Here is a 21252-nt window from a genome sequence, read left to right as displayed (position 1 = left end):
TGATGTAGACCTTGTGGTCTTTGAGCATGGTTTTGACGGTATCGCGCAGCAGCGTAGCGTAGTGGCCCGACAGGGGGGCGACGATCAGCACGACCGGCTGATCCTTGATCGCTACCAGCGTGTCGGTGTCGTCCGTCAGGCGCTTAAAGCGCAGCAAATTGCAAAAAGGCCGGCTCCACTCGGTGCGCTCGTGGATGGCCACTTCGACGCCGTTGACCTCGACCGAGCGCAGACCAAATTCGGGCTTTTCGTAGTCCTTGGCCAAACGGTGCATCAGCTCGTAGCTGGCGGCCATGCGCTGGGAAAACGGGCTTTGGGCCAGGGGCGAGACCGGGTTGGAGAGCGATTTGGCCGCGAAATTGGCCAAATCGGAAAAAGGCTCCATCAATGCGCGCTGGGTCTCGTAAAGCTCGTAAAGCATGCGACTGTCCTTTAGAAATGTTGCAGTGCAATATAACAGCAATCGCGCTGACAAAGCCTTACATTGTGTAAACCATGCGACGGTTTTGGCAGCGCAAAGGGCGGTTTACACCACCTTGGCGATGGACTCGCAAACGTAGGCCAGATTTTTGCTGTTCAGCGCCGCTACGCACATGCGCCCGGTGTCGGTGCCGTAAACACCAAACTCGTTGCGCAGGCGCACCATTTGGTCTTTGCTCAGGCCAGAGTAGCTGAACATGCCGATTTGGCTGGTGATAAAGCCCATATCGCGCTGTACGCCCGCCGCTTTGAGGCCCTCGACCAGCTTTTGGCGCATGGCCTTGATGCGCACGCGCATCTCACCCAATTCTTTTTCCCACAAGGCGCGCAACTCGGGGTTGCCCAACACCGCGGCCACCACGGCACCGCCATGGATGGGCGGGTTGGAGTAGTTGGTGCGAATGACGATCTTGAGTTGGCTCAGCACGCGGCCAGCTTCTTCTTTGTCGGCACACAGCACGCTCAAAGCGCCCACGCGTTCGCCGTACAAGCTGAAGCTCTTGGAGAACGAGGTGGAGACAAAAAAGCACAAACCGGCTGCTACAAACTTGTTGATCACAGCGCCGTCTTCGTGGATGCCATGGCCAAAACCTTGGTACGCCATGTCCAAGAAAGCGGTCAGGTTTTTGGCTTTGACCACGCTCACCACTTGGTCCCACTGCGCAGGGGTGATGTCGTAGCCGGTGGGGTTGTGGCAGCAGGCATGCAAGACCACGATGGTGCCTGCCGCAGCTGCGTTGAGCGAGGCCAGCATGCCGTCGAAGTTGACGCCACGCTTGGCGGCGTCGTAGTAGGCATAGGTCTCGACCTTGAAACCTGCGTTGGTGAACAAAGCACGGTGGTTTTCCCAGCTGGGGTCGGAAATCAACACGATGGCGTTGGGGCTGAGGTGCTTCAAGAAGTCAGCACCAATTTTCAGACCACCGGTGCCACCAATGCCTTGCACCGTGGCCACGCGGCCAGAGGTGACGGGCTCAGAGTCTGCGCCAAACACCAAGCCCTTGACGGCGCTGTCATAGGCGGCAATGCCGTCGATGGGCAAATAGCCGCGGGCGGTGGGCTTGTCCATCATGGTTTTTTCCGCCTTTTGCACGCATTCCAGCAGGGGCAGTTTGCCGTTGTCGTCGAAGTACACGCCCACACCAAGGTTGACTTTGTTGGGGTTGGTGTCGGCGGCAAATTGCTCATTCAAACCCAAGATAGGGTCGCGGGGTGCCATTTCGACAGCGGTAAACATTGACATCGTCAGTCCTTGATCACAGATAAATAAAAGGGGTTTAGGGCAGAAGGCGCAGTCTGCGGTAGGCTAGTGCGCTCAGCCTGAATTTTAAGGGCCTGCGAGATTGTCTTTTTGCCAAGTTATGTCCACACCCTTTGAAGTTGTTTCAGACGCCACCGTCGCCCCGGCCACCGGGCAAATGGTTCGCTATCCCGGCTCTCCGTTTGAGCTTTTCCAACCTTACCCCCCTGCAGGAGACCAACCCACGGCGATCACCGAGTTGATCGACGGCATCAACGATGGTGAGGTGTTCCAAACCTTGCTGGGTGTCACAGGTTCGGGCAAGACCTTCACCATGGCCAATGTGATTGCCCAATTGGGGCGGCCTGCCATTATTTTTGCGCCCAACAAAACTTTGGCGGCACAGCTCTACAGCGAGTTTCGTGAGTTTTTCCCCAACAACGCGGTGGAGTATTTCGTCAGTTACTACGACTACTACCAGCCCGAGGCCTATGTGCCGCAGCGTGATTTGTTCATCGAAAAAGACAGTGCCATCAACGAGCACATCGAGCAAATGCGTTTGAGCTGTACCAAAAGCATCTTGGAGCGGCGTGATGTGATTGTGGTGGCCACTGTCTCGGCCATTTACGGCATTGGCGAGCCCGAGAGCTACCACCAAATGGTGATGACGGTTCGCGCGGGGGACAAGGTCGGGCAGCGTGACGCGATTGCACAGCTTGTGCGCATGCAGTACGAGCGCAACGACCATGACTTCACACGTGGCAAGTTCCGTGTGCGGGGCGACACCATTGACGTGTTCCCTGCCGAGCACTCGGAGCTGGCCATCCGCATCGAGTTGTTTGACGACGAGATCGAAAGCTTGCAGCTGTTCGATCCCCTCACCGGGCGCATTCGACAAAAAATCCCACGCTTCACCATCTACCCCTCCAGCCACTACGTGACGCCCCGTGACCGGGTCCTGGCTGCTGTAGAAACCATCAAAGTGGAATTGGCGCAGCGCTTGAAGGAACTGGTGGGCATGAACAAATTGGTGGAAGCGCAACGCTTGGAGCAGCGCACCCGCTTTGACTTGGAAATGCTGTCTGAAATTGGCCACTGCAAAGGCATTGAGAACTACACCCGCCATCTGTCGGGCGCGGCACCCGGTGAGCCACCCAGCACCTTGACCGATTACATGCCCAAAGACGCCGTGATGTTTTTGGACGAAAGCCACGTGATGATGGGCCAACTCGGCGGCATGTACAACGGCGACCGTGCACGCAAAACCACCTTGGTGGAGTACGGCTTTCGCTTGCCCAGCGCCTTGGACAACCGGCCACTGAAGCTGGAAGAGTTTGAAAAACGCATGCGCCAGGTGGTGTTTGTCTCCGCCACTCCTGCGGACTACGAAAAGACTCACTCTGGGCGCGTGGTGGAGCAGCTGGTGCGGCCAACGGGCTTGGTCGATCCCTTGGTTGAAGTGCGCCCCGCGACCCACCAAGTGGACGATGTGCTGCAAGAAATTCGCATCCGCGTGGACCTCAAAGAGCGGGTCTTGATCACCACCTTGACCAAGCGCATGGCCGAACAACTGACGGACTATTTGACCGACAACGGCGTCAAGGTGCGCTACTTGCACAGCGACATCGACACGGTGGAGCGGGTCGAGATCTTGCGCGACTTGCGCCTGGGCACCTTTGACGTGCTGGTGGGCATCAACCTGTTGCGCGAGGGCATCGATTTGCCCGAGGTGTCCTTGGTGGCCATTCTGGACGCTGACAAAGAAGGCTTTCTGCGCTCCGAGCGCAGCCTGATTCAAACCATTGGTCGGGCCGCCCGTAACCTCAGCGGCAAAGCCATTCTCTATGCCGACCGCATGACCGAGTCGATGAAGAAAGCCATTGGCGAGACCGAGCGACGTCGCGCCAAGCAGGTGGCCCACAACGAATCCCATGGCATCACGCCACGTGGTGTCTTCAAGCAGGTGCGCGATTTGATCGATGGGGTTTACAGCGAGAAGGCGGGCAAAGAAGCACAGGCCCGAGAAATCCAAAAGGCCAAGTTTGAAGACATGAGCGAGCGAGACGTGGCCAAGGAGATCAAGCGTTTGGAAAAACTCATGATGGAGCATGCGCGCAATCTGGAGTTCGAGAACGCGGCCCGAGTGCGCGACCAATTGGCCTCGCTGCGTGAGCAGGCATTTGGTGGCGCTGGGCACGACAACGTGGTGGTGTTGGCGCAACAAGCCTGACGCGTGAGAGCCCAGACAGGCGCTGTTTTGTCCTGGACAAATTGCCCAAATGAGCCAGTACCCGAGCAAATCGATGGGGTTTATGGTATAGTTGACTCAATTAGTCGACAAATGCCTCACCCCTGAAAGGAGCTTGCCATGCGTCTCACCACCAAAGGTCGTTTTGCTGTGACCGCCATGATTGATTTGGCCTTGCGCCAAAACAACGGGCCCGTCACCTTGGCGGCCATCAGCCAGCGCCAACAAATTTCTCTGTCTTACCTAGAACAACTGTTTGGCAAGCTGCGCCGCAATGATTTGGTCGAGTCCACCCGCGGTCCTGGCGGCGGTTACTCTCTGGGTCGCAAGGCGGCTGACATCACGGTGGCTGACATCATTGTGTCGGTCGACGAACCCATCGATGCCACCCACTGCGGTGGCAAAGAGAACTGTTTGGGTGAAACCGGCCGCTGCATGACCCACGAGTTGTGGTCGTCTTTGAACCAGCGCATGGTCGAGTTCTTGGATTCGGTCACCTTGCAAAAGTTGGTCGATGAGCAACTCGCCAAAGGTGTGGAAATCGAAAACAAGCCCGCCATTCGTCGCGCCATCTCCAGCATGCCGGTGGTCAAACCCATCCGCGTCAACGCCCCCAATTCGGTGTTTGCCTTGGGCAATGCCTTCGCCAAAAGCTAACCCCTTTTTTCCAGAGCTCGTATCCACATGACGCCTCATTTCCCGATTTATCTCGACTACGCTGCAACCAACCCCGTTGACCCACGCGTGGTCGATGCCATGATTCCTTGGTTGCGTGAGAACTTTGGCAACCCCGCATCCCGCAGCCACGCTTGGGGCTGGGCGGCCGAAGAAGCGGTTGAAAAAGCCCGTGCCGATGTGGGTGCCTTGATTGGCGCCGATCCGCGCGAAATTGTCTGGACATCGGGTGCCACGGAGTCCAACAACCTGGCCTTGAAAGGTGCTGCGCACTTTTACAAGTCCAAAGGCAAGCACCTGATCACCGTCAAAACTGAGCACAAGGCTGTGCTCGACACCATGCGTGAGTTGGAGCGTCAAGGCTTTGAAGTGAGCTACCTCGACGTGCAAGAAGACGGCATGCTGAGCATGGACGTGCTCAAAGCCGCCATTCGCCCCGACACCATTTTGATCAGCGTGATGCACGTGAACAACGAAATTGGCGTGATCCAAGACATCACCGCCATTGGGCAACTCTGCCGCGACAAAGGCATCATCTTTCACGTCGATGCGGCGCAATCGACTGGCAAGGTCGAGATCGACATGCAAACACTGCCTGTGGACTTGATGAGCCTGGCCTCACACAAAACCTATGGCCCCAAGGGCATTGGCGCACTCTACGTGCGCCGTAAACCTCGCGTGCGTTTGGAGGCACAAATTCACGGCGGAGGCCACGAGCGCGGCATGCGCAGTGGCACCTTGCCTACACACCAATGCGTCGGTATGGGGGAGGCCTTCCGGTTGGCCAAATTGGAGATGGCGCAAGACGTGGCCAAAGCCCGCGCTTTGCAAAAGCGCTTGCTTGACGGCTTGTCCGACATGGAGCAGGTGTTTGTCAACGGCAACCTCGAGCACCGTGTTCCGCACAACCTCAACATCAGCTTCAACTATGTGGAAGGTGAGTCGCTGATCATGGGCATCAAAGGCTTGGCTGTGTCGTCTGGCTCTGCCTGCACCTCGGCCAGCTTAGAGCCCAGCTATGTGCTGCGCGCCTTGGGCCGCAGCGATGAGTTGGCGCACAGCAGTTTGCGCATGACGATTGGCCGCTTCAGCACCGAAGAAGAAATCGATTACGCCGTGGCCACCATTCGCGAGAACGTGGCCAAGCTGCGTGACCTCAGCCCCCTGTGGGACATGTACAAAGACGGCATCGACATCAGCACCATCCAATGGGCTGCGCATTAAACAAGAGACGGAAGTTACACCATGGCATACAGCGAAAAGGTCATTGACCACTATGAAAACCCCCGCAATGTGGGCTCGTTTGACAAAGGCGACGAGTCTGTAGGCACTGGCATGGTCGGTGCACCGGCCTGTGGTGACGTGATGAAGTTGCAGATCAAAGTCAACCCTGTCACGGGCGTGATCGAAGACGCACGTTTCAAAACCTACGGGTGTGGCTCTGCCATTGCTTCAAGCTCCCTGGTGACCGAGTGGGTCAAGGGCAAAACCCTGGACCAAGCCGCGGCCCTCAAAAACAGCGAAATCGCTGAAGAGCTGGCCTTGCCGCCCGTCAAAATTCACTGCTCCATCTTGGCCGAAGACGCCATCAAGGCCGCCGTGGATGATTACAAAAAGAAACACGCCCACTGATTCACTGAGTACAAGATGTCCGTCACTTTGACAGAAGCCGCTGCACGGCATGTGACCCGCTACTTGGCCAAACGTGGCAAAGGTGTGGGCGTTCGTTTGGGGGTCAAAACCACGGGGTGTTCTGGCTTGGCTTACAAGCTCGAATACGTCGACGAGTCCTCGCCTGAGGACGTCATTTTTGAAGACCATGGCGTCAAGGTGTTGGTCGATCCCAAAAGCTTGGCCTACATCGATGGCACGCAGTTGGACTTTGTGCGCGAAGGTTTGAACGAAGGCTTCAAGTTCCTCAATCCGAACGAACGCGACCGCTGCGGCTGCGGTGAATCGTTCCGGATCTGACGTGAGCGCGTCAGACCAGCCGCTGTCGGCCCAGCTGGCAGTCAGCGACTTTGCGCTGTTTGAACTTCCTCAGCGTTTTGCCCAGAACCGGGCAGAGCTCGATGCCCGTTGGAAAGACCTGCAGCGCGAAGCGCACCCCGACAAATTTGCTTCTCAAGGCACCGCAGCGCAACGCGTGGCCATGCAATGGTCGGTGCGCATCAACGAGGCCTACCAACGCCTCAAAGATCCCTTGCGCCGCGCGGCTTACCTGTGTGAGTTGGGTGGCGCACCCATCCAGGCCGAAAACAACACGGCTATGCCCTCCACCTTTTTGATGCAGCAAATGAGCTGGCGCGAAGACTTGGACGACGCCAAAGATTTGTCCGCCCTAGAGGCCTTGCACGACACCGTGACCCAAGCCCACCGCGAAGGCTTGCAGCGCTGTGAACATTGCATTGATGAAGCGAACGATTTATCTCAGGCCGCCCAAGAGGTGAGGGCCTTGATGTTCATCGAGCGCTTCGCCCGCGACATCGAACAGCGCCTTGACGCGCTCGATCCAAACTAAGACACACCTTGCCCTGAAGCGACAATACACACATGGCTTTGTTACAGATTTCAGAACCCGGTCAAGCCCCCGATCCGCACCAACGTCGCATCGCGGTAGGCATCGACCTGGGCACCACCCACTCTTTGGTGGCCAGTGTGCGCCACGGCGTGGCCGAGTGTTTGCCCGACGGCGATGGCGACGTCATCTTGCCTTCTGCGGTGCGCTATTTGGAAGGCGACGGCCGTCAGATTGGCCGCGCCGCTCTGCTGGCGCAGGCCGACGATCCACAAAACACCTTGGTGTCGGTCAAACGTTTCATGGGCCGCGGCGTGTCCGACATTGCCAACCGCGACCAACTGCCTTACCAATTCATCGACAAACCCGGCATGTTGGCCATTCACACCCGCGCAGGCGACAAGTCGCCGGTGGAGGTGAGCGCCGAGATTTTGGCGACTTTGCGTTTTCGCGCCGAAGACAGCTTCAACGACGACCTGTATGGTGCTGTGATCACCGTGCCTGCGTACTTTGACGATGCGCAACGCCAAGCCACCAAAGACGCAGCCCAATTGGCCGGCTTGAACGTGCTGCGCTTGATCAACGAGCCCACTGCTGCTGCCATCGCCTACGGTTTGGACCAAGCCAGCGAGGGCGTGTACGCCGTGTACGACTTGGGGGGCGGCACCTTTGATATCTCCATCTTGCGCCTCACGCGCGGCGTGTTTGAAGTCCTCTCCACGGGCGGGGACTCGGCCTTGGGCGGAGACGATTACGACCGTGCATTGGTCGAGCATGTGCAAGCTGCCACCGCGTGTCGCATTGACACACCAGCCGACAAAGCCCGTGTGCTGGTGGCTGCACGTGCGTGCAAAGAAGCCTTGTCGTCCAGCATGAGCGCCACGTTTGCCGTGTCGCTCACCAGCGGTGAATTGACCCACACGGTGTCGCGTGCAGCGTTTGAGGCGGCCACGGTCGCACTCACCCAACGCACCTTGGCTGCCGTGCGCAAAGCCTTGCGCGATGCCCAGCTCAGCAAAGAAGATGTGCAGGGTGTGGTCATGGTGGGGGGCTCCACCCGCATGCCGCAAATTCAATCGGCGGTCGAGGCCTTGCTGGGTCGCGCACCACTCAACAACCTCAACCCAGATGAGGTGGTGGCCTTGGGCGCGGCCATTCAAGCCAACCAATTGGCTGGCAACAACCCCGATGGCGAGCTGTTGCTGCTGGATGTGATTCCGCTGTCCCTAGGCATTGAGACCATGGGCGGCTTGGTCGAGCGCATCGTGCCACGCAACCAAACCATTCCAACCGCCATGGCGCAAGATTTCACCACCTACCAAGACGGCCAAACCGCCTTGGCCTTGCATGTGGTGCAGGGCGAGCGTGACTTGGTGGCCGATTGCCGCGGCTTGGCGCGTTTTGAGTTGCGCGGTATCCCGCCCATGGCCGCAGGTGCTGCACGCATCCGTGTGACCTTTACGGTCGACGCCGACGGTTTGCTCAGCGTCGCAGCGCGCGAGCAAATGAGCGGCGTGGAGGCCAGCATCACCGTCAAGCCGAGCTACGGTTTGTCGGACGATCAAATTGCCCACATGCTGCAAGACAGTTTCAAAACCGCAGAACAAGACATTCATGCGCGTGCCTTGGTGGAGGCCCGGGTCGATGCCGACCGCATGTGGCTGGCCACCCAAAGCGCCTTGCAAGCCGATGGTGACTTGCTCTCGCCCGAATCGCGAACCCACATCGACGCACTGATGGCGGCCACCTTGGCGGCCAAACCGTTGAGTGATGCCGCTGCGATTGAAGCCGCTACCGAAGCGCTGGCCAAAGGCACAGAAGCCTTTGCCGCTCAGCGCATGAACCGTGGAATCCAGCACGCCTTGGCTGGTCAAAATATCGAGACCCTGTAATGCCTGTCATCAAAATCTTGCCCCATGCCGAACTGTGTCCACAAGGTGCAGAACTGCAAGTTGCTTCGGGCAGCACCATCTGCGAAGCCTTGTTGGAGAACCACATCCACATCGAGCATGCCTGCGACATGAGCTGCGCTTGCACCACCTGCCATGTGGTGGTGCGTGAAGGATTCAACTCGCTCAACGAATTGGAAGAGACCGAAGAGGACTTGCTCGATCGCGCTTGGGGCTTAGAGCCCAATTCACGATTGAGCTGTCAAGCCATCGTGGCGCAACAAAACTTGGTGGTGGAAATTCCAAAATACACCATCAACCACGCCAAAGAAAACCACTGACCATGCGTCAAATTTTTCTAGACACCGAAACCACGGGTTTGTCGGCCGATGCAGGCGACCGCATCATCGAGATTGGGTGTGTCGAGTTGTTCAACCGCAAGCTCACGGGCAACAACCTGCACTTCTACCTGAACCCAGAGCGCGACAGCCATGAGGACGCGCTCAAAGTGCACGGCATCAGCAACGAGTTTTTGCGTGACAAACCCAAATTCGCTGAGGTGGCGCAGCAATTGGTGGACTATCTCCAAGGCGCCGACATTCTGATTCACAACGCCCCTTTCGATGTGAGCTTCCTCAACAAAGAGTTGAGCCAAGTGGGGCACAAGCCCTTTGGCGCCTACGTCAACAGCATCGCCGACACCTTGGTGATGGCCAAGGAAATGTTTCCCGGCAAACGCAATTCGTTGGATGCTTTGTGCGACCGTCTGGAGGTCGACAATTCTGGGCGCACCCTGCACGGGGCTTTGCTGGACGCCGAATTGCTGGCCGACGTTTACATCAACATGACGCGTGGCCAAGATGCACTGTTGATGGAAGCCGAGACTTCGGATGACCAAACGCGCACCACAGAATATGTGGACCTCAGTGCTTTGGTGTTGCCCGTGATCGTGGCGTCTGAACAAGAACTGTCGCAACACCAAGACGTGCTGACCCAACTCGACAAGTCCAGTGGCGGGCAAACCGTGTGGCGAAAAGCAGAAAATTCTGTGGCATAATACGGGTCTTTCCAGAGATGGAAAAGGGCGGTTAGCTCAGGGGTAGAGCACTGCATTCACACTGCAGGGGTCACAAGTTCGAAACTTGTACTGCCCACCAAAAATACCTAATGAAATCAAGCACTTAGAGGAAACTCTAGGTGCTTTTTCTTATGTCAAAAGTAGTATGGTCCTTCTATACTACTTGTCATAGATTTTTCAATGTCTTTTCATAGATTTTTGATACCAAAATCAAAACAAATCTATCTCCAACATTCTTCAATATTGGACTTCTAAAAGACGTTAGCATTTTTAGTCTAGCCTTCGAGCCGTTGAGGCTAAAAATTTACTCAGCTTGAAAAAATCGCTACGTTTGTTTTGAGCAGGGTTCTGCTACCAAAATAGGGCTCGAACTAATTTCGGGGAAAGTTCGGATCTAGATTCGGTAGCCGCGTAAGCTCCCCCAATCGGTGAACAAGTTGAAAATAGAGACATCCATTTCTTTGGAGATGAGAGATGAGGAAGTCGAAATTTACGGAAAGCCAAATTCTTGGGATCTTGGGCGAGGGTGAATCTGGTTTACCCGTCGCTGAGGTTTGCCGCAAGCACGGTATCAGCAACGCGACCTATTACCAGTGGAAGAGCAAGTATTCAGGTGTTTCTGCCAGTGAACTCAAACGTATCAAGGACCTTGAAGCTGAGAACAGTAAGCTCAAGCGCATGTATGCAGAACTGGCGCTAGAGAACACTGCCATCAAAGATGTTTTGTCCCGAAAGTTCTAACGCCGACAGCCAAGCGTGCTGTGATTGATTCGATGGTTGTGGACCATCAACTCTCCCGAAGCAAGGCTTGCAAATTAGTGGGTTTATCGCGGTCGGCGTTGTACAAACCCAAGACAGACTGGGCTGCCAAAGATGCGCCAGTTGTTGAGGCATTGAATGCGATTGTTGCCGTGCGTGCGCGCTGGGGGTTTTGGAAGTGCTTCACGCGGATGCGTAAAGATGGCCTTCCTTGGAACCACAAGCGCGTGTACAGGGTGTATTGCGATATGAGGCTCAACATGAAACGGCGAACTAAAAAGCGGTTTATTACACGTGAGCGTCAGCCGCTTGGGGGCTCAACGCAGTTGAATCAAGTGTGGGCGCTAGACTTCATGCGCGACACGCTCTATGACGGTCGGCCATTTCGAACACTCAATGTGATTGACGAAGGCAACCGAGAGGCATTGCGTATCGAGTGCGGGACATCTATTCCATCAGCTCGGCTGGTGAGGGCCATGAATCAGATGATTGAGGTCTACGGTGCGCCTGAGGCGATTCGAATGGACAATGGCCCCGAAATGACGTCCGAGACGTTCATAGAATGGGCGAAGGAAAAGGGAATTGCGCTGCTGTTTATTCAGCCTGGCAAACCCAATCAGAATGCATTTGTTGAGCGGTTCAACAGAAGCTTCAGGGATGAAGTTCTTGATGCCAATTTATTCAACTCAATTGCTGAGGCTCAAGAGGCCGCTGAGGCTTGGGTGATGGATTACAACGAGTTCAGACCCCATGACTCCCTCGGTAATAAAACTCCCATGGAGTTCATGCCGAGGACATTTAAAACAGGAATCTCTAGTTTTGAATTGTCTACCTGATGGGGGAGCTTACGGATTGTCTTATTGCCATCCTGGGATGTATGGATTGCTCTTAATGGTGGAGGCCGTGCGTCAACTCAGGGGAGACTGTGGGGCTCGGCAAGTGGATCAATGCAAATTGGCCGTTGCTCATGGTAACGGGGGCGTTCTTTCAAGCCAGGCAACCTTGGTGCTCGGAAGTGACCCCAGTTAAACGCTACTTTTATAGCCTGTGTTTTTTCTAATTCTCAATGTGCAAGCATGGATTCTTGCAATTAACAATTTCAGGATCACACTGACACTCGCTCGAAGATAGCGGCTAAACCTTGGCCGCCGCCGATGCACATGGTTTCAAGCCCGTAACGAACGCTTCTTCGATCCATCTCGCGCAGTAAGGTCGCGAGGATACGGACTCCTGAAGCCCCTACAGGGTGTCCAAGCGATATGCCAGAACCGTTAACGTTGACTCGATCGAAATCAGATTTCCCTAGCCCCCAACATTTGGTTACTGCGAGTACTTGAGACGCAAAGGCCTCATTGAGTTCAATGAGGTCAATCTGGTTCAAATTTAATTTGGCACGCTGCAAGGCTTTTTCTGTGGCAGGTACTGGGCCAATGCCCATCCTGTTGGGTTCTACGCCGGCCGCTGCCCAACTTGCTAATTTTGCTAACGGGCGAAGTCCTAATGCCTCGGCCTTTTCCCGCGAAGTAACAATACACGCTGCGGCCGCATCATTTTGGCTACTTGCATTTCCAGCTGTCACAGTTGCGTGAGGATCAATAGTTAGACGGATGGGATGAAGTTTTGAAAGCGACTCTATCGTAGTGTCCTCGCGAGGGTGTTCATCCTTACACAGCACGTTTACGACAGATCCACGGCCTTTCACACCAACAGGAACAATCTCTTCATTGAACACGCCAGAATTTTGCGCTGCCACTGCCCGCATGTGCGAGTTAAAGGCCAAGTGGTCTTGGTCTTGTCGACTGATTGAGTATTCACGGCGGAGGTTTTCTGCAGTCTCTACCATTCCACCAGCCACTGGGAAATGCATACCACCGGCGGTAATGCGTCCTCTGGCTATTCGGTCTGATAGGGGCGTACCCTCACCTTTTACGCCCCATCGCAATCCCAAGGCGTAATGCTCGGCTTGACTCATGCTTTCTGCACCACCAGCTACAACCAGATCAGCAACACCTGTTTGAATGCGCATGGCCGCGTCGATGACAGCCTGAAGGCCCGAACCACAGCGCCTGTCAATTTGCAGTCCAGGTACCGATACGGCGAGGCCTGCATCAAGCGAAGCGACTCTTCCAATGGCAGGTGCTTCACCGTTCGGATAGCACTGCCCGAAAATAACATCGTCAATGTCTTCTGATCTTAATTTGCATCTTTTAACCAACTCCAAGATTACCGTCGATGCCAATTCCGCGGCTGGGACATCACGGAACATCCCACCATATCGACCAATTGGAGTTCTTAAGGGCTCGCAAATATAAGCGTCTCTCATGGTCATCCTTTTTTCTAAAAACAGAATTAGATTGTCAATGGCAATGGCTAGCTCAATCAAACAATTATTTGCTCATGCGGGTGTTAAGAAGGGACGGGCATTGCTGAGCATAGGCTCAATAAGCTAGAGTGCTATAAAAATTTTTAACCACTTACGCTCGGATTTGAACGCAAGCGTTTTACAAAAAATTCAGGTCTGCGATATGCGTGGTTTAACGTTTTATAGGTAACCAATTACCATTTTCAAACTTCATAAACCTGAGAGGCAGCAGTACCACATTGTCTGGACCGAAGTTCATGACGCCGTTGATCCCTGGATAATCTTTAAGACTCTTTAAGGCTTGACGAATTCCATCAGGCGAATCTCCGCCTTTAGCGATTGCGGCCGCGTACATCTTGACTGCATCGTAAAAATAGGGACCATAGAGATCAGGTTCCTTGTTGAAGCGTTTGCGATACCGTTCAATGAATGCTTGCACGCTCGGACTCGAATCATCCCAGCGTGGCGAACCGCTGATGAATCCATTGGCTGCAGGTCCCGCTATATCGCCAAAGGCTTTGTTCTGAACCGAACCATGGCTCATGAATTGAGCTTTCACACCCAGTTCAGATGCCTGTCGCACGAGTAAGCCCGCCTCGGCGTAATAAGCATACGCGACCACCAACGGAGCTTTTGTGGCGCCAATACGCGTGATTTGAGAACGAAAATCGCGACCGCCTTTTTCGATGACCTCTTCAGCCACGATGGTGCCACCGGCTTTCTTGAATTCTTCAATAAAGATCGCGCTGAGCGTCTTGCCATAAGAACTGTTTTCATAGACGACTGCGGCTGTTTTGAGACCCAGTGTTTTGATTGCGTACTCGGCGATCTCTCGTTCTTCATCATCGGCCAGAGGGTAATTGGAAAAAACCGTTGGTCCACCCTTTCGGATCTCGGGTGTGATGGCGCCTACCGCGATCATTGGCACCTTTGTCTCACGAGACAGTGCAAACTGCGGCAAAATGACCCCCGTCATTGTAGAGATCATCGCTGGCACTTTATCGATTTCTACTAACTTCCTGAATTCAGCAACGCCATCCTTGGGCTGATTTTTGCTGTCGCCCATCACCAGCTTGATCGGACGGCCATTGATACCGCCAGAGGCATTGATCTCTTCTTCAGCGAGCACCGCACCGCGATTAAAGTCGGCGCCGTAGTCGGCCGTGGGTCCAGTCATCGGCAAGATGATGCCGATCTTGTAGGGGGCCCCGACTGCTGGCTGGGCGCTGGCGGTAAGTGGAACTCCTATCGCTAATGTGGTCGCGAATATCGCGCCAAGCCTGGTTAAAGTAAGACGTTTCATTTGCTCTCCTCCTGTGTTGTTGGTTCCTGTTCGGGTTCACTCAAATAGACGTGCCGCAGCACATCGGAATCACGATAGCGCTCGACCGGCCCGTGGCTGATCAAGCGCCCTGCTCGGATGACAAAGACCGAGTCCACGATGCGCAGCACCTGCTGAGCCTGTTGCTCAACAATGAGTACAGAGGTGCCAAGTTTGTTGCGTATTGATACGATCGTATCGAATACCTGAGACACCATCATGGGCGCTAGACCGATCGAAGGTTCGTCGATCAAGAGCAACTTAGGACGCAGCATGAGCGCCATTCCGAACGCCAGCATTTGCCGCTCTCCGCCAGACAGAGCACCCGCTCGCTGGGCTTTGCGTTGGGCCAGAATTGGAAAGGCCTCAATCACCTCTTCAGAACGCAAGGCCAGTTCTCTATTTGCGAGGGTAAAGCCGCCCATGCGAAGATTCTCACCAACTGTGAGGTCACGAAACACGCGCGCGCCCTGAGGAACAAAAGCTATACCCGCTTTGATGCAGTTCAGCGGCGTTCCCTGAGAAATATCATGGTCGTTAAATTTAATCAGCCCATGCCGCACGGGGATCATCCCGAACACGGCACGTAAAACGCTGGACTTGCCAGCTCCGTTTGGCCCGATCACAGCGCCTAGCGTCCGATCCTCTAATGTGAGGTCGATATTAAAGAGTACCTGTTTCTTGCCGTAAAAAGCATCAAGTTTTTGGATGTTTAGCATGACGACCTTATGCGCTCAGACCCAGATAGGTGTGCATCACCGATTCGTTGCGACGCACCTCGTCGGGTGTGCCTTCAGCGATCTTAGTTCCTTGATGCAGCACGATCACCCAGTCCGACAACCGCATCACGATTTCGACGTTGTGCTCAATCAGAAGAATGGTGCAGCCCAATGCGACAAGTGCCTTCATCCGGGCGCAAAAATCGTCAACCATTGCTGGACTCAACCCCGATGTTGGTTCATCGAGTAGCAACAAATCACCTTTAGCAGCTACCAGTCGACCCAGTGTCAGTAGCTTTTGCTGTCCGTAGGAGAGCTGTTCGGCGAGGGTGTCGACCTGGTGCAATATCACTAGGTCATCCAGAATCTGGTGAGCCCGAGCTTGAGTGACTTGCGCCTCATCGCGCAGCGTCTGACCACCCCAAATGGCTCGAAGGATGCTCTCTCCTTTTTGATGGGGAACGGCTGCCTGAACGTTGTCTAGTGAGGTCAATCGGTTGAAAAGCCTCAACTCTTGGAAACTGCGTGAAATGCCTGTGCGAGCTATTTTGTGTGGTGGCTGACCATCGATACGCTCGCCTCGAAATCGTATGCTGCCCGCATCTGGTGCAAGATAACCTGTAATCAGGTTGAAAACCGTCGTTTTACCAGCTCCGTTGCCCCCAATCAGGCTGGTAATGCGTCCGGGTTGTACCCCGAAACTGAGATCTTGTACCGCAGCGATTCCGCCGAAGCGCCGAGAGATTTGGTCGAGCTCAAGGATGGCACTCATTTGAGAACATCCTGGTATTTGCCCACCAGTCCTTCACGGCGAAAGCGTGTGAAAAGGACCAGCAACAATCCGTAGAACACCTGACGCAACTGTGGTGCGACTGCATCTGGAATTGGTAAAAACTTGAAGCATTCAGGTAGCAAAATCAGCAAAATGGCCGCAAGCACCGAGCCGTTGAGGCTTCCTGTACCTCCGACAATCACGAGTGTGATGATGAAGATAGATTCGTCAATCGTGAAAGCAACTGGATCGATCGCCTTGAGGCAGAAGACATAGATGGTTCCCGCCGCAGCTGCAAAGATTGCAGAGAAGACGAACACCGAGACCTTGATGCGAAAGACGCTCTTGCCTATTGAGGCTACGGCAGTTTGGTCTTCTCGAACCGCACGCAATAAACGACCAAATGGAGAGTTCGTGACCCGCAACGACACAAAGTAGCAAAGCAGCGCAAGGGCGACCGCAATAGCCAGCTTGCTTGCGCTTCCCTTGATGACAAGACCAAACAGTGTTGGGTCAGGGATGTCGTAGAGCCCATTGGGCCCCCCGGTGATGTCGAGGTTCATGAACATCGCGAAGATGATGCTTTGAAAACCGATCGTCGCTATTAAAAAATATTCATTTTTCAAACGTAAGGCCGGTAAGGCAACAAGAAGTGATATTGCAACACCGGCCGATGCAGACAGAAGCATCGTCAGCAACAGATCGTGAGTGACGTTGAGGGCAAGTAAGGCCGTGACATATGCACCGATGCCATAAACGCCAGCTTGGGTGACCGAGATCAACCCGGTATAGCCGACCAAAAGATTCAACGACAAAGCCAGTGTCGTGTAGATCGCTATGAGCGTGCAGAGGTAGATTGCGTATTCCATCTTAGAGTCCGACGGCGGATTGCTTTTCACCGAAAAATCCACTCGGGCGAAACAGCAGAACCAGGATAAGAATCGAGAAGGAAAGCGCCATCTGCCATTTTGAGTCGATCTTCCATAGTGCAACGTTCTGAATCACCCCGAGGATGAAGCCACCGCCGGCTGCCGCACTGACATTGCCCAATCCACCAATGATCATGGCCACAGTGGCCATAAGAATCACGTCAAAACCCATGTTGAAGTCGATGATGCCAACGTTGAATCCGATCATCAGCGAACTTACACCTGCCAATGCGGAGCCAACAGCAAAGCTGATATTGCGGAGCTTTCGAGCTGGCATGCCATAGATGAGCGCCAGCTCACTGTCATTGCCCAGAGCACGGATCGCAATGCCTAAGCGGAAGAATTTGAAGAAGACCCAGAGTCCCACACCTAAGAGAGCGGTGAGGCCGACAATACCGAGTTGGCGCTCGGTAATGCGAATCGACCAAAACTCGTGCACTGTTTCTTGCCCGCCGCGCCATAGAACGACAGGGTTGGTGCCCCAGAAAATGGCGGTGAGATGTGTGATGATGATCAATAGGCCGAAAGAGCAGATCATCATCACGAACGAGGAAACCCCCAACTCTCGCATGGGCTCGTACAACGCTTCGTTGATGAGCGTGCCCAAAGCTACAGCGATGATGATCGCTGAAGCAAAGGATGCTATTGTCCCTAAGTTGAAAATGACCAACGCTGAGTAGCCGACAAAGGCTGACAGCGTGTACACGGCGCCATGGGCAAAGTGAAAAACGCGACTTGCTGTAAAGATCAGCGCGAAACCAAGCGCAATCAGCGCATAGACGCTGCCTGCGACGATGCCGTTGACTAAGAACTGGGCAAAAACATTCATGCGGGAAGAACCACCGTGTGATGCAAGGTGCCGATGCCTTGGATGATCACTTCGACCTGGTCACCGGGCTCCATGCCACCGATGCCCGGAGGCGCACCCATCAGGATGAGGTCGCCGGGCATAAGGGTCATGACATGACTGAAGTAGCTCACCATTTTTTCTACTGGGAAGATCATGTCGTTGGTATTGGTTTTCTTCTGACGAACCTGACCGTTAATGCGCAGTTCAATGTCCAAGTTATGTGCGTCAAGCTCTGTCTCCACCCAAGGCCCGGTGGGGCAGAACGTATCGAATGACTTGGAGTGGCTCAGATGCAGAAGATTACCGCCGATCACCTGGATGTCGCGTGCCGTGACGTCGTTGACACAGGTATAGCCCAGCAGGTTTTGCAGCACTTCCTCGGGCGGCGTGTTGTGCATCGGTTTCGCCACGACCACCGCCAGTTCTCCTTCGTATTCAAGCTTCTTGGTCTGGGGCGGGTAGACCACAGCATCATTTGGACCAATCAAAGAACTGATGGGCTTATGAAAAAATACGGGGACATCGGGTACTGCAAGGCCAACTTCCTTGAGGTGCCCGTAGTAGTTGGCGCCACCAGCAATGATTTTGGTTGGCTCGCAAGGCGGTAACAATTTGACTGCTGCAGGCGCATGCGTATTTTTTGTAGTTGTTACCCCGTTGTAGGGTGTTCCCACAATCTCACGAATTCGGTCGCCTTCATGGACGCCCCAGCGAGCAGCGGCAGCGGCCGGATCCCAATATCTGACGAGTCTCATAGCGCTTCCTTGTTGACGATGTTTTGCGGATTTTTGGTTAAAAACCCCACAACGTTATCTATGCTGATATCGATCATGCGCTGCGATGATTCGCGCGTATTCCAACCTGACACCGGAGTCATGACGACATTGGTGAATGTATTGAGAGGGCTGTCAGTGGGGAGGGGCTCGACAGCAAATACATCGAGACCCGCCCCACTCAAGTGCCCCGACTGCAATGCGGCTACAAGTGCTGACTCGTCAACCAGTCCACCTCGGGCAGTGTTAATGAGCAGTGCGCCTGGTTTCATATGCGCAATGCGAGACGCATTCAGAAAACTGTGCGTCTCAGCATTCAGGCGGAGATGAAGCGACACGATATCGGAGCGCTGCAGCAGATTCTCGAGTGAGACCGCCTCAGTGCCTGCCTCATGAGCACGGGCAGAGTCGTTGTTGCGTGACCATGAAATCACGTTCATGCCTAACCCCCGAGCCATGCGTATCAGTTCTCTTGAGATGCCCCCCAAACCCAAAACGCCAAGTGTCTTTCCGCTCAGCTCAAATCCGGAGCTGCCATGCCATGTCCCCGTGCGTACGGAGGCATCCTGCTCGGACAACCGACGGGCAAGCGAGAACATGAAGGCGACACAAAGCTCAGCGACCGATTGGTTGGCAGAGCCCACCACATTAGCAACTGCGATGCCTTTTGAGCTTGCCTGCGCGACATCAACGTCCTCGACGCCTGTGCCAGAAATACAGATGAGCTTGAGACGAGGGCAGGCATTGATGAGTGCTGACGGAAAACGGGTGAATGCGGGGCGAAAGGAGAGGATGACATCGGCTTCACGGACTCTGTTTGTCAGTTCGGCTTCATCGATCGGACGAGTCGGGTGGATGTTCACCTCGGCCAAATCCCTCAAGCGCGACAGCGACGCTGCTGCTGCATAAGCGCCGTTGATATCGTCAGGGATGATAACGACGGGACGGACTTGCGTCATACCGAGCCCTCAACCATCACCTCGATCAGTTTTGTGCCGGGTCTTGCAAAAGCCGACTGAAGGGTTTCACGCAGCAATTTGCCGTCAGTGACGCGGACAGATTCCACGCCCATTGACTTGGCGAGTGCGCTGAAATCGATCGAAGGATCAGCGAAATCCATCCCCACGAATTGACGACTGTTGTGAAAGGACAGGAGTCGCTGCTTAATGATGCGATAGCCGCCGTTGTTGATCAACACCACCGTCAGCGGAAGCTGATGATGGGCCGCTGTCCAAAGAGCCTGGATCGAATACATCGCACTGCCATCGCCAGTAAAGCAGACAACAGGGCGATCGGGATTGGCAATACTAGCCCCTACAGCACCTGGAAGGCCCCATCCAATGCCTCCTGATGCGAGTCCATAGAAACCAAAGCGATCACGGTAGGGAAGAAGCGCTGGAACATGGCGAGCGGCAGTGAGTGACTCTTCTACAAAGATGGCATTTTTGGGAAGTACATCGATGATTTGCAAAAGCAACCAGTCAGGGTCAATCGGTGACTGGTTGGCTTTGAGCGAAATGGTCTTGATCAGAGCGCTGCGTCGCGTGCTCCAGTTGTCACGCGAAATAGCTTCTATGCGTTGGGAGGCTAATGATTGGAGAGAGTCGCCGCCTAGTGATCGCAGCAGAGGGGTGAGCGCCAAAAACGTCTCTCGGACGTCGGCTTTAATCGCAATCTCGGCGGCAAAATTTTTACCAATATCCCAGTCAACCAAGCCTACTTGCACAATGGGCATGCCGGGGGGAAGTGGTTCAATCTCGTGATGCACGGACATGCGCAGAGGATCGGCTCCAAAAACTATGACCAAGTCGTGGGCTGACAGCACCTGTCGAACATTTGGCTGATTGCGCGACAGTGGCCCCATGAAACAGGGATGCTCTGAAAGAAAGTGTGCGCCGTAGGGAACTGTTTGTTGGTAAACAGGGCAACCCAAGGCGTCAGCAAATTGTGCAGCCTCTGTGAGCGCATCGCTCTTGACGAGTTCGTCACCCACGATCAAAACGGGCCGTTTTGCCGCAAGAATGCGTTGCGCAAGCATCATCAGCGATGCATCGCTGGGGCGCACGCAGGTGTTGACAACTGTTCGTGCCCCTAAATCGATATCTGCCTCGGCATTGAGAATATCCCCTGGAAGCGAGATAAAAACAGGTCCTGTTGGCGGAGTACGAGCGATTTTGGCGGCACGACGAACGATACGCGGAAGATCTTCGAGCCTTGTGACTTCGATGGCCCATTTAACCAAAGGCTCTGCAATACGAACCAACGGGTCGTAAAGCATGGGCTCCATCAGTCCGTGCCCTTGCTCCTGTTGACCGGCGGTAAGAATCATAGGGGTGCCAGTGAACTTCGCGTTGAACAGCGCCCCCATGGCATTACCCAGCCCTGGCGCGACGTGAACATTGGCCGCAACCAATTGCCCCGACGCACGACTGAATCCGTCAGCAATCGACACGACGACGCTCTCTTGCATCGCCATCACATAGGTCAGTTCGGGGTGATCCTCAAGTGCATACATGATGGGCAACTCGGTAGTTCCCGGGTTTCCAAAAAGATGCGTAACGCCCTCATCCTTCAGGAGCTCTAGAAAGGCTGAGCGCCCTGTTATTCTCGCCATGAATTCTCCCTGTTAGGCGTCAACT

At 54.6% G+C, this 21252-nt stretch carries 20 protein-coding genes, 1 tRNA gene and 2 pseudogenes; 12 read left to right on the top strand and 11 right to left on the bottom strand.

Features of this window, described 5'->3' with window-relative positions; translation table 11 throughout:
* Positions 1-421 (bottom strand): annotated as a pseudogene (locus tag ACKWJN_RS09330) (polyhydroxyalkanoate depolymerase); the annotation flags it as partial.
* 105 nt (positions 422-526) lie between these two features.
* Positions 527-1723: an amino acid aminotransferase gene (locus ACKWJN_RS09325; protein WP_408596268.1), complete on the bottom strand. Its 1197-nt coding sequence runs from the start codon at positions 1721-1723 to the stop codon at positions 527-529.
* Between the two features lie 118 nt (positions 1724-1841).
* On the opposite strand from ACKWJN_RS09325, the gene uvrB reads away from it, so the two are divergent.
* The 12 genes and pseudogenes from uvrB to ACKWJN_RS09265 all read left to right on the top strand — a co-directional run.
* Positions 1842-3950 carry an excinuclease ABC subunit UvrB gene (gene uvrB, locus ACKWJN_RS09320; protein WP_408596266.1) on the top strand — a complete coding sequence of 703 codons (2109 nt, stop codon included), beginning with the start codon at positions 1842-1844 and terminating at the stop codon, positions 3948-3950.
* Positions 3951-4088: 138 nt separating this feature from the next.
* Entirely contained in the window at positions 4089-4625 is a 537-nt protein-coding gene (gene iscR / locus ACKWJN_RS09315; RefSeq protein WP_408596264.1) for a Fe-S cluster assembly transcriptional regulator IscR, read from the top strand.
* A gap of 21 nt (positions 4626-4646) precedes the next feature.
* The gene (locus ACKWJN_RS09310) at positions 4647-5867 is read left to right on the top strand and encodes an IscS subfamily cysteine desulfurase (RefSeq protein ID WP_408596273.1); all 1221 of its coding nucleotides are present in this window, start codon (positions 4647-4649) and stop codon (positions 5865-5867) included.
* A 21-nt stretch (positions 5868-5888) separates the two neighbouring features.
* Positions 5889-6275, top strand: coding sequence for a Fe-S cluster assembly scaffold IscU (gene iscU / locus ACKWJN_RS09305; protein ID WP_100146056.1), 387 nt, complete (start codon positions 5889-5891; stop codon positions 6273-6275).
* Between the two features lie 15 nt (positions 6276-6290).
* A complete protein-coding gene (gene iscA, locus ACKWJN_RS09300) occupies positions 6291-6614 on the top strand; it encodes an iron-sulfur cluster assembly protein IscA (RefSeq protein ID WP_408596262.1) in 324 nt (107 codons plus the stop codon).
* Positions 6595-7164 carry a Fe-S protein assembly co-chaperone HscB gene (gene hscB / locus ACKWJN_RS09295; RefSeq protein WP_408596261.1) on the top strand — a complete coding sequence of 190 codons (570 nt, stop codon included), beginning with the start codon at positions 6595-6597 and terminating at the stop codon, positions 7162-7164. The genes iscA and hscB overlap by 20 nt, the downstream gene beginning before the upstream one ends.
* 32 nt (positions 7165-7196) lie before the next feature.
* Positions 7197-9053 carry a Fe-S protein assembly chaperone HscA gene (hscA, locus tag ACKWJN_RS09290; protein WP_408596259.1) on the top strand — a complete coding sequence of 619 codons (1857 nt, stop codon included), beginning with the start codon at positions 7197-7199 and terminating at the stop codon, positions 9051-9053.
* On the top strand, positions 9053-9391 hold the full coding sequence (gene fdx / locus ACKWJN_RS09285) for an ISC system 2Fe-2S type ferredoxin (RefSeq protein WP_408596257.1): 339 nt from the start codon (positions 9053-9055) through the stop codon (positions 9389-9391). The genes hscA and fdx overlap by 1 nt, the downstream gene beginning before the upstream one ends.
* Before the next feature lie 2 nt (positions 9392-9393).
* Positions 9394-10107 (top strand): DNA polymerase III subunit epsilon, encoded by a 714-nt coding sequence (gene dnaQ, locus ACKWJN_RS09280; RefSeq protein WP_408596255.1) that lies wholly within the window; start codon positions 9394-9396, stop codon positions 10105-10107.
* Positions 10108-10132: 25 nt separating this feature from the next.
* Positions 10133-10207, top strand: a tRNA-Val gene (locus ACKWJN_RS09275).
* A gap of 395 nt (positions 10208-10602) precedes the next feature.
* Positions 10603-11723, top strand: a protein-coding gene (locus tag ACKWJN_RS09270; protein WP_408596253.1) for an IS3 family transposase whose coding sequence is annotated in 2 segments (ribosomal slippage) — positions 10603-10864 and positions 10864-11723 — 1122 coding nt in all. Because the reading frame shifts where the segments join, the coding sequence is not laid out codon by codon here.
* Positions 11724-11736: 13 nt separating this feature from the next.
* Positions 11737-11916, top strand: a pseudogene (locus tag ACKWJN_RS09265) (thiolase C-terminal domain-containing protein); the annotation flags it as partial.
* 76 nt (positions 11917-11992) lie between these two features.
* Here the strand turns inward: ACKWJN_RS09265 and ACKWJN_RS09260 are convergent.
* The 9 genes from ACKWJN_RS09260 to ACKWJN_RS09220 form a co-directional block, all read right to left on the bottom strand.
* Complete coding sequence (locus tag ACKWJN_RS09260) at positions 11993-13210, bottom strand: acetyl-CoA C-acetyltransferase (protein ID WP_408596271.1); 1218 nt, start codon at positions 13208-13210, stop codon at positions 11993-11995.
* Positions 13211-13421: 211 nt separating this feature from the next.
* Complete coding sequence (locus tag ACKWJN_RS09255; RefSeq protein WP_408596252.1) at positions 13422-14552, bottom strand: ABC transporter substrate-binding protein; 1131 nt, start codon at positions 14550-14552, stop codon at positions 13422-13424.
* Complete coding sequence (locus ACKWJN_RS09250; protein WP_408596250.1) at positions 14549-15289, bottom strand: ABC transporter ATP-binding protein; 741 nt, start codon at positions 15287-15289, stop codon at positions 14549-14551. The genes ACKWJN_RS09255 and ACKWJN_RS09250 overlap by 4 nt, the downstream gene beginning before the upstream one ends.
* 7 nt (positions 15290-15296) lie before the next feature.
* A complete protein-coding gene (locus tag ACKWJN_RS09245) occupies positions 15297-16061 on the bottom strand; it encodes an ABC transporter ATP-binding protein (protein ID WP_408596247.1) in 765 nt (254 codons plus the stop codon).
* Entirely contained in the window at positions 16058-16930 is an 873-nt protein-coding gene (locus ACKWJN_RS09240; RefSeq protein ID WP_408596245.1) for a branched-chain amino acid ABC transporter permease, read from the bottom strand. The genes ACKWJN_RS09245 and ACKWJN_RS09240 overlap by 4 nt, the downstream gene beginning before the upstream one ends.
* A gap of 1 nt (position 16931) precedes the next feature.
* Positions 16932-17819, bottom strand: coding sequence for a branched-chain amino acid ABC transporter permease (locus ACKWJN_RS09235; protein WP_408596243.1), 888 nt, complete (start codon positions 17817-17819; stop codon positions 16932-16934).
* Complete coding sequence (locus ACKWJN_RS09230) at positions 17816-18595, bottom strand: fumarylacetoacetate hydrolase family protein (RefSeq protein WP_408596241.1); 780 nt, start codon at positions 18593-18595, stop codon at positions 17816-17818. The genes ACKWJN_RS09235 and ACKWJN_RS09230 overlap by 4 nt, the downstream gene beginning before the upstream one ends.
* A complete protein-coding gene (locus ACKWJN_RS09225; RefSeq protein ID WP_408596239.1) occupies positions 18592-19572 on the bottom strand; it encodes a 2-hydroxyacid dehydrogenase in 981 nt (326 codons plus the stop codon). The genes ACKWJN_RS09230 and ACKWJN_RS09225 overlap by 4 nt, the downstream gene beginning before the upstream one ends.
* Positions 19569-21227 carry a thiamine pyrophosphate-binding protein gene (locus ACKWJN_RS09220; RefSeq protein WP_408596237.1) on the bottom strand — a complete coding sequence of 553 codons (1659 nt, stop codon included), beginning with the start codon at positions 21225-21227 and terminating at the stop codon, positions 19569-19571. The genes ACKWJN_RS09225 and ACKWJN_RS09220 overlap by 4 nt, the downstream gene beginning before the upstream one ends.
* Between the last annotated feature and the right edge of the window lie 25 nt (positions 21228-21252).

It is taken from the genome of Limnohabitans sp. (genome assembly GCF_046052825.1).
In the GTDB taxonomy this organism is placed as follows: domain Bacteria; phylum Pseudomonadota; class Gammaproteobacteria; order Burkholderiales; family Burkholderiaceae_C; genus Limnohabitans.
The sequence above is the reverse complement of the archived record's forward strand: the minus strand, read 5'-3'. Positions and strand labels throughout refer to the sequence as shown.

Bases quoted from the DNA above. Each gene is read 5' to 3' on its own strand.
- uvrB (WP_408596266.1), top strand. From the start codon at position 1,842: ATGTCCACACCCTTTGAAGTTGTTTCAGACGCCACCGTCGCCCCGGCC.
- iscU (WP_100146056.1), top strand. From the start codon at position 5,889: ATGGCATACAGCGAAAAGGTCATTGACCACTATGAAAACCCCCGCAAT.
- fdx (WP_408596257.1), top strand. From the start codon at position 9,053: ATGCCTGTCATCAAAATCTTGCCCCATGCCGAACTGTGTCCACAAGGT.
- iscR (WP_408596264.1), top strand. From the start codon at position 4,089: ATGCGTCTCACCACCAAAGGTCGTTTTGCTGTGACCGCCATGATTGAT.
- ACKWJN_RS09325 (WP_408596268.1), bottom strand. From the start codon at position 1,723: ATGTCAATGTTTACCGCTGTCGAAATGGCACCCCGCGACCCTATCTTG.
- ACKWJN_RS09220 (WP_408596237.1), bottom strand. From the start codon at position 21,227: ATGGCGAGAATAACAGGGCGCTCAGCCTTTCTAGAGCTCCTGAAGGAT.
- iscA (WP_408596262.1), top strand. From the start codon at position 6,291: ATGTCCGTCACTTTGACAGAAGCCGCTGCACGGCATGTGACCCGCTAC.
- ACKWJN_RS09255 (WP_408596252.1), bottom strand. From the start codon at position 14,552: ATGAAACGTCTTACTTTAACCAGGCTTGGCGCGATATTCGCGACCACA.
- ACKWJN_RS09240 (WP_408596245.1), bottom strand. From the start codon at position 16,930: ATGGAATACGCAATCTACCTCTGCACGCTCATAGCGATCTACACGACA.
- dnaQ (WP_408596255.1), top strand. From the start codon at position 9,394: ATGCGTCAAATTTTTCTAGACACCGAAACCACGGGTTTGTCGGCCGAT.
- ACKWJN_RS09250 (WP_408596250.1), bottom strand. From the start codon at position 15,289: ATGCTAAACATCCAAAAACTTGATGCTTTTTACGGCAAGAAACAGGTA.
- ACKWJN_RS09260 (WP_408596271.1), bottom strand. From the start codon at position 13,210: ATGAGAGACGCTTATATTTGCGAGCCCTTAAGAACTCCAATTGGTCGA.
- ACKWJN_RS09225 (WP_408596239.1), bottom strand. From the start codon at position 19,572: ATGACGCAAGTCCGTCCCGTCGTTATCATCCCTGACGATATCAACGGC.
- ACKWJN_RS09230 (WP_408596241.1), bottom strand. From the start codon at position 18,595: ATGAGACTCGTCAGATATTGGGATCCGGCCGCTGCCGCTGCTCGCTGG.
- hscA (WP_408596259.1), top strand. From the start codon at position 7,197: ATGGCTTTGTTACAGATTTCAGAACCCGGTCAAGCCCCCGATCCGCAC.
- ACKWJN_RS09245 (WP_408596247.1), bottom strand. From the start codon at position 16,061: ATGAGTGCCATCCTTGAGCTCGACCAAATCTCTCGGCGCTTCGGCGGA.
- ACKWJN_RS09235 (WP_408596243.1), bottom strand. From the start codon at position 17,819: ATGAATGTTTTTGCCCAGTTCTTAGTCAACGGCATCGTCGCAGGCAGC.